Below are 238 nucleotides of genomic sequence, written 5' to 3'. Positions count from 1 at the left end.
CTCATTTGAGCGCACAATTTCTGACGCGTTTCCACTATAAGCCGGTGCCGCTTGATGATGCCTTGTCGGCCAGGATCATGAACCGGTTCATCAAGTCTCTGGATCCGGACCGTGTCCTCTTCCTGAAGGCGGATATCGACAAGTTTATGGCCGACAGCGCCAAGATTGACGATGCCATCAACCGCGAAGACTTGCAGATCCCGTTTACCATTTTCAATGTGTATGAGCAGCGCGTTGT

The 238-nt window shown here is 51.7% G+C and carries 1 protein-coding gene; it reads left to right on the top strand.

Annotated features, from left to right (window positions below):
* Positions 1-238: hypothetical protein (locus ACR9ZK_RS23375; protein WP_481344300.1), on the top strand; the 238-nt coding region annotated here is incomplete at both ends.

The sequence above is a fragment of the Monashia sp. HAY1-5C genome (genome assembly GCF_056755255.1).
This window is presented reverse-complemented; position numbering and strand designations above follow the sequence as displayed.